Origin of the sequence: Paraglaciecola hydrolytica (assembly GCF_001565895.1) — a bacterium.
In the GTDB taxonomy this organism is placed as follows: domain Bacteria; phylum Pseudomonadota; class Gammaproteobacteria; order Enterobacterales; family Alteromonadaceae; genus Paraglaciecola; species Paraglaciecola hydrolytica.
The window spans coordinates 463820-469874 of record NZ_LSNE01000005.1 but is presented as its reverse complement, the minus strand read 5'-3'; the positions used below and the strand labels follow the sequence as shown (position 1 = coordinate 469874).

The window sequence follows — 6055 nt, the reverse complement described above, 5'->3', positions numbered from 1 at the left end:
ACTAAATAAACAAATTATTAATAATGAATAAGTTAGTGGCTAACAATGCAGAGGAAAAATACTTAAAAGTCTTATATAACAGATAGTTAATTTCGGTCCGCATCAAAAATGGTTTTCAAAAACGTCATAAAAGTTAGTTCAGAAACTTAATATAAAAATGTAAAAACAGTTAAAATATCCAATTGTTAACATTTTAAATTTTGTTTGCATTTTTGTTAAATATTTAATTTGCCACCGGTAGCATTGAGTAGTAGGATGCGCCTCGCGATGTTTGATTATCGTTAATTTTTATGCAGAGTATTCTTATATAAAGAACGTGCTTTGCATGTTTAATTTAAAAAGCTACTGCGTAAGGAAGGATGACAGTTAGGCAAACAAGATGATGAATATCATCAAATACCAGCCTACTGATAATAAGTTTAAATACATCTGTACCCTACCAATATAAAAACTGAACTGAGAGGTGTTTAATGAGACCAAATTTTCAAAAAAAGAAACTAGCAACTTGCTTAGCCTTGTTATGTAGTTTTCAAACTATAGGAATAAATTCTGTCTTCGCTCAAGAAGCTGCAGCGCCAGATGATTTAGAAGTCATTGAAGTAACGGGTAGTTTTCGTGACAGCTTAAATCGTGCTTTATTAGATAAACGTTCATCTATCGGCTCGGTTGACGCTATTTTAGCCGAAGATATTGCTGATTTTCCTGATTTGAACTTAGCAGAATCATTACAACGTATCCCTGGTGTCACAATAAGTCGGGTTGCAGGTGAAGGCCGTCAAATTTCTGTACGTGGCTTGGGCTCAGAGTTTACTCGTGTTCGTATCAACGGCATGGAAGCAATTGCCACCAGTGGCGGTACTGACGCTATCGGCGGTGCTAACCGTGGACGTGGTTTCGACTTCAACACCTTTTCTTCTGATTTATTCAGCTCCTTAGTTGTGCGTAAAACTGCATCTGCTGACGTAGAAGAGGGCTCACTAGGTGCTACTGTTGATTTAAAAGCTTCTCAGCCTTTTGATTATGCTGGTTTTACTATGGCTGCTTCAGGGCAGTTAGGTTATAACTCCCTGTCTGGCGATAAAGATCCTAAGGCGTCGTTCTTAGTTAGCAACATCTTTGCTGATGGTAAATTTGGTGCCTTGTTCTCGGTTTCTTATTCACAACGTAACCTGGAAGACAACGGTGCCAGTACGGTCCGTTGGGACAGAGCAAACGATTTTGGTAGTTATAATGGTGTTACAAGTGGTGCTGAATTAACCGCAATTAATGACGCTTTCCGCCCGCGCCTTCCGCGTTATGACTCATATTTACATGAATCAGACCGACTTGGCATGAGCGCCTCATTCCAGGCTCGTCCTAGCAGCGATACCGAAATCAGTTTTGACGTGTTGTACTCAAAAAATGATTCAAGTCGTCAAGAAACCTTTATGCAAGGGATCTTGAATGGTAACTCACAAGCCGGCCGTATGAATGTAACTGCTTATGAGATAGACAATGCCAATACTATGACCTATGGCGCATTTGAGAATGCTACTATCCGTGCAGAAAGCCGTTACGACGAGCTCACCACTGATTTTACTCAGTTTACTTTAGCCTTGGAACATACTTTTACTGACCGTTTAAGCATAGATGCCATGATAGGAACCGCGCAGTCTGAGTTTGATAACCCTATTCAAACCACCATAGTGATGGAAAAAGTGGGTGTTGATTTTAGTTACGACTACCGTGGGGCCTTACGCGACGATCCAGTATTAACTTTTGGCAGCGAAGTGTTTGATAAAAACGGTTGGGCTTCTAACAGTTTGAGACTACGTCCTTTAGGTGCTGAGAATAACTTCGATACCGCGCAGATTAATCTGCAATACGATTTAACCGATAACCTGACACTTAAAACCGGTGTGCATTATAAAAAGTTTGAGTTTGAAACCTATGAAGCTCGCCTTAGCACCGAAGGTGGCGCAACTGCCGCAGCTATTTCTGTGGCACCAGAATACTTGATGGAATACGATTCTGGCCTAGGTCCAAATCCTGTTTGGTTGATTCCTAATCGTGATTTAATTGCCGATACTTTTAACATCTACAGTAACACCGGCGCTTTTGCCGTCAGTTCGCAAAACCGCTTGGCAGATAACTATTCTGCTAGTGAAGAAACCCAAGGCGCTTTTGTACAGTTAGTCACTGATACTGAACTTGGCTCTTTTCCAATGCGTGGTGATTTTGGTTTACGTTATGTTAATACTGACCAGTCATCTACAGCATGGGCAACTATTGGTGGTAGCCCCGAATTAATCACTGCTGACCACGACTATTCAGAAGTGTTACCCTCGATGAATTTGGTGTTTGAAGTAGCTGAAGACGTATTAGTACGTTTTGGTTACGCAGAAGTAATGGCACGTGCAGGTTTACAAAGTATTCGTCCTAACGTCTCAGTATCTGTTTCAGGTGGATCTCGCACGATCAGTGGTGGTAACCCTACTCTTGAACCAACGCGTGCAAAAACCTATGACCTTGGTGTTGAATGGTACTTTGGAGAAGAAAGTGTCTTAGCCGCAGCGTTTTTTAGAAAAGATATCGACAGTCACGTGCAGAATTTACGTGAATCTAAAACCTTTTTAGAAACCGGTTTGCCTTTACAAGCGGCTAAAGATGCTTGTAATGCGGGTCCAGGTTATGGCGCAGAGTTTGGTTGTGATGAAAATGTCGAGTGGAATACCAACACTCCACTAAATGGCCCAGGCGGCACAGTGGATGGTTTTGAAATTATCTTCCAGACTCCGTTCACCTTTTTACCAGGGTTTTTACAAGACTTTGGTATTATGGCTAATTACACCCAAGTTAAAGGCCAAATGGATTATGTTGATACTTTCGGCGTCGTACTTGCAACTCGGAATTTAATGGGCTTATCTGAAAAAGCTCGCAGCGCTACCTTGTATTATGAAAAAGATGCCTTTAGTGCACGTGTTTCTATGGCTTATCGTTCTGATTATTTGACCACTGCTATCGGTCGTAATGGTGCAGATATGGAAGGTACAAACCCAACCACTAACGTTGATGCGGCAATGAGCTATAAAATCAATGACAATGTACAAGTGACTTTAGAAGCCTTGAACTTAACTGATGAAGTAGATGATCAATGGGTTGATTCTGCTGGTAATCGTTTGTCTTATTACCATGCTACAGGCCGTCAGTACTATGTAGGTGCTAAATATAAATTCTAAATTCAATATTGAATTTTAAGTAAAAAAACCAAAAGCAAAGTTTGTTTAAGCAAACTTTGCTTTTCTTTTTGTTCTAAAATACCCCATCCCTGCAATTTCTCACTTCAGTACAAATTTTAGTTATAAGGATCATGTTTGAGTATCGTTTTACCGTTTTTGACTTCGCTTAATGATCTTTTTTGGGAAAACCCGTGGGCACAACTTATAGGATTGCTGGCATTGATTGTTGGTGTCAGTGCATTTTTACAAAAACATGATGATCATCTACGCCGTAATCTAACCATTTTTACCTTACTCATGGGTATACAGTTCATGATGCTGGGGTTGTGGGCTGGAGCGTTAACTGCGTGGTTAGGTACCCTGCGGAATTATATTTCGATGCGCACCAAAAATATTTGGGTGATGGCTGGGTTTTTACTTATTTTATGGCTAGTAGCCCTGCCCAATGCCACTGAAATTGTGGATTATTTTCCGATTGTTGGTACATCGCTAGGCACATGGGCTATGTTTCGAGAAAAAGGCTTACGTATGCGCAGTTTGATGTTTTTAGGTTCAGCATGTTGGTTAAGTCATAATTTTTTGGTGGGTTCCATTGGTGGCACCATCATCGAAGCTGTGTTTTTAGTGGTTAATGGCCGTACGATGTTTAAGTTGTTTGCTGAGCAAACTAAGACATCTAAAAATAATTGAATTATTCACTAAGGTATTGAAATAAGTAAAACCCAGTAAACAGCACAGGTTGGTGCACTAAATAGATCAATAATGAATGCTGGCCTAATCGCGCCACAAACTGATTTAGCTTGGTCGCTTTTATTGTCGGTAGTAACTGGTGATGAATGATGAAAATACCGAACAATACCAGAGCAAACCAAGGTGTTAGACTCACCAAATCAACAGTGTGTACTGGTATTCCCCAATGTTTAACACTCCACTGCCAAGGCTGAGTTAACGTTAAGGTATCACTAAAATAACCAATTAAAATAACCACTGCCAATAAAAGAGAAAAATTGGGGCGTTGAATAAATACCAGAGATAAGGGCAAGGCCACAGCAATAAAATGAATAATGCCAAAATACACCCAATGTTCGGGGTACATCAAATAACTACTAAGAGAAATACCCAGTGACACCAATAGTAGTTTAAGCAGGTTAAGCCCTAGTTTACGTTTATTTATGTGGTTGTAATACGCCAGATAAGCACTCATACCAACAGCCAATAAAAAACCACTGACAATTACCGCTCTAAACACCCGCCATTCCATATCGATATTAGTATCGTAGTCGGTATAACCAAACACCGTAAGGTCATAGCCAAAATGAAATACAATCATTAGGATAATTGCAATACCTCGCAATACATCTATCGCTAAATTGCGGTTCTGGCGGTTTTCTGGCTTGTGCAACAGGCTTAACTTCATACTATTTATTGTGATCTTTTAGCCATTCGTTTAAAAGCTTAATTTGACCACACTTATAGGCTGCGTAAGTTATGCGTAACGCATTTGACAGTACTTCGCTATCAGTCCAGCCTGTTTTAGCACTGATTTCTGCATAACACTCCATCGCAGGCGCAGTGACATACCCCCTCACTTGTTTTTTACCCAATTCTTTTTGTTTTAGACGAAAGCGTTTTTGCTTTTCCGCGTTAGCCACTAATTTTTTATTCTGCATACAATCCAAAAACCTTTATTTCCAACAATCTCAGCCATTTAGGCGACAAAACACAAAATAAATCACTGTTCAGAGTTGTTTAGCTTACAAGTGTTCGCTAAATTACGCGCTGAATTTAATTAGGCAGTTTATACAATGACAATACAACAAAATAGTTTTACTCGTGAAGATCTTTTAAGCTGCAGTCGTGGCGAATTGTTTGGGCCAGGCAATAGCCAACTCCCTGCGCCAAATATGTTAATGATGGATCGCATCGTTGAAATATATGAAGAAGGTGGCGAGTTCGATAAAGGCTATATTGTTGCCGAGCTCGATATCTCTGAAGATCTGTGGTTTTTTGCCTGCCATTTCCCTGGTGATCCAGTAATGCCTGGTTGTTTAGGCCTAGATGCCATGTGGCAGCTAGTTGGCTTTTTCTTAGGTTGGTGTGGTGGCCCAGGTAAAGGCCGCGCCTTAGGTGTAGGTGAGGTTAAATTTACCGGTCAAATATTACCTACTGCAAAAAAGGTTACCTATCGTATTGACATGAAACGTGTAATCAAACGTAAACTCTTTATGGGTTTGGGTGATGGTACGGTAGCGGTTGACGGACGTATTATCTATCAAGCTAAAGACTTAAAAGTTGGTTTGTTTCAAGATACCAGTAACTTCTAAACCCTAGCTAATCCTAAAATCATTAAAATTGTGCGGCTGCGAGTATCAGAGCAGCCAACAAACATGCAGTTTCAAAGATGAAGGGAAATGCAGATAAAATAAAGCCCCTGACAGGGGCTCAAACTTACTTACTCGTTAATCCTAAACTTCTGTCTCCAATGGCTTCTCGCCATCCTCCTAACCACTCCGAACGGACTTCAGATGCTTGGAAAGGGCAAATTTCTTTAGAACGGCCAGCAATACCGGCTTGGTAACCTTTAGAATGTGCTCTGGAAAGTTTATCTCGTTTTTGTCGCTTCATTGAGTTTCCTCTTATGACGTATTTATTAACGGGTGACCGAAATGATCACGTTATAGAGATAGTGGATAATGTGAATTGGTTCAATGAGATCAACAAACTAAAAGGTTTGACAAACTTTAACTTATTGAAAAAAATCTGGTTTTCAACTTAAACTAAATTTGCATATAAAAACGGGAAAAAGCAGTGATTAGGAATAAAACACAGATACAAAA

At 40.0% G+C, this 6055-nt stretch carries 6 protein-coding genes; 3 read left to right on the top strand and 3 right to left on the bottom strand.

Features of this window, described 5'->3' with window-relative positions:
- The first annotated feature begins 470 nt into the window (after positions 1-470).
- Positions 471-3218 (top strand): TonB-dependent receptor, encoded by a 2748-nt coding sequence (locus AX660_RS10010; protein WP_068376070.1) that lies wholly within the window; start codon positions 471-473, stop codon positions 3216-3218.
- Positions 3219-3353: 135 nt separating this feature from the next.
- Positions 3354-3908 (top strand): YgjV family protein, encoded by a 555-nt coding sequence (locus AX660_RS10005; protein WP_068376067.1) that lies wholly within the window; start codon positions 3354-3356, stop codon positions 3906-3908.
- A gap of 1 nt (position 3909) precedes the next feature.
- On the opposite strand, the gene AX660_RS10000 is transcribed toward AX660_RS10005, so the two are convergent.
- Complete coding sequence (locus tag AX660_RS10000) at positions 3910-4635, bottom strand: heparan-alpha-glucosaminide N-acetyltransferase (RefSeq protein WP_082768833.1); 726 nt, start codon at positions 4633-4635, stop codon at positions 3910-3912.
- A 1-nt stretch (position 4636) separates the two neighbouring features.
- Positions 4637-4888, bottom strand: a complete 252-nt coding sequence (locus AX660_RS09995) for a hypothetical protein (protein WP_068376066.1) — start codon at positions 4886-4888, stop codon at positions 4637-4639.
- 135 nt (positions 4889-5023) lie between these two features.
- Between AX660_RS09995 and fabA the strand changes: the two genes are divergently transcribed.
- Positions 5024-5542: a 3-hydroxyacyl-[acyl-carrier-protein] dehydratase FabA gene (gene fabA, locus AX660_RS09990; protein WP_068376065.1), complete on the top strand. Its 519-nt coding sequence runs from the start codon at positions 5024-5026 to the stop codon at positions 5540-5542.
- A 124-nt stretch (positions 5543-5666) separates the two neighbouring features.
- Here fabA and rmf read toward each other — a convergent pair whose 3' ends face one another.
- Positions 5667-5843 carry a ribosome modulation factor gene (gene rmf, locus AX660_RS09985; protein ID WP_068376063.1) on the bottom strand — a complete coding sequence of 59 codons (177 nt, stop codon included), beginning with the start codon at positions 5841-5843 and terminating at the stop codon, positions 5667-5669.
- Positions 5844-6055 lie beyond the last annotated feature (212 nt).

Excerpts from the sequence above, each read along its gene's own strand:
- AX660_RS10000 (WP_082768833.1), bottom strand. The coding sequence starts at position 4,635 with ATGAAGTTAAGCCTGTTGCACAAGCCAGAAAACCGCCAGAACCGCAAT.
- rmf (WP_068376063.1), bottom strand. The coding sequence starts at position 5,843 with ATGAAGCGACAAAAACGAGATAAACTTTCCAGAGCACATTCTAAAGGT.
- fabA (WP_068376065.1), top strand. The coding sequence starts at position 5,024 with ATGACAATACAACAAAATAGTTTTACTCGTGAAGATCTTTTAAGCTGC.
- AX660_RS09995 (WP_068376066.1), bottom strand. The coding sequence starts at position 4,888 with ATGCAGAATAAAAAATTAGTGGCTAACGCGGAAAAGCAAAAACGCTTT.
- AX660_RS10010 (WP_068376070.1), top strand. The coding sequence starts at position 471 with ATGAGACCAAATTTTCAAAAAAAGAAACTAGCAACTTGCTTAGCCTTG.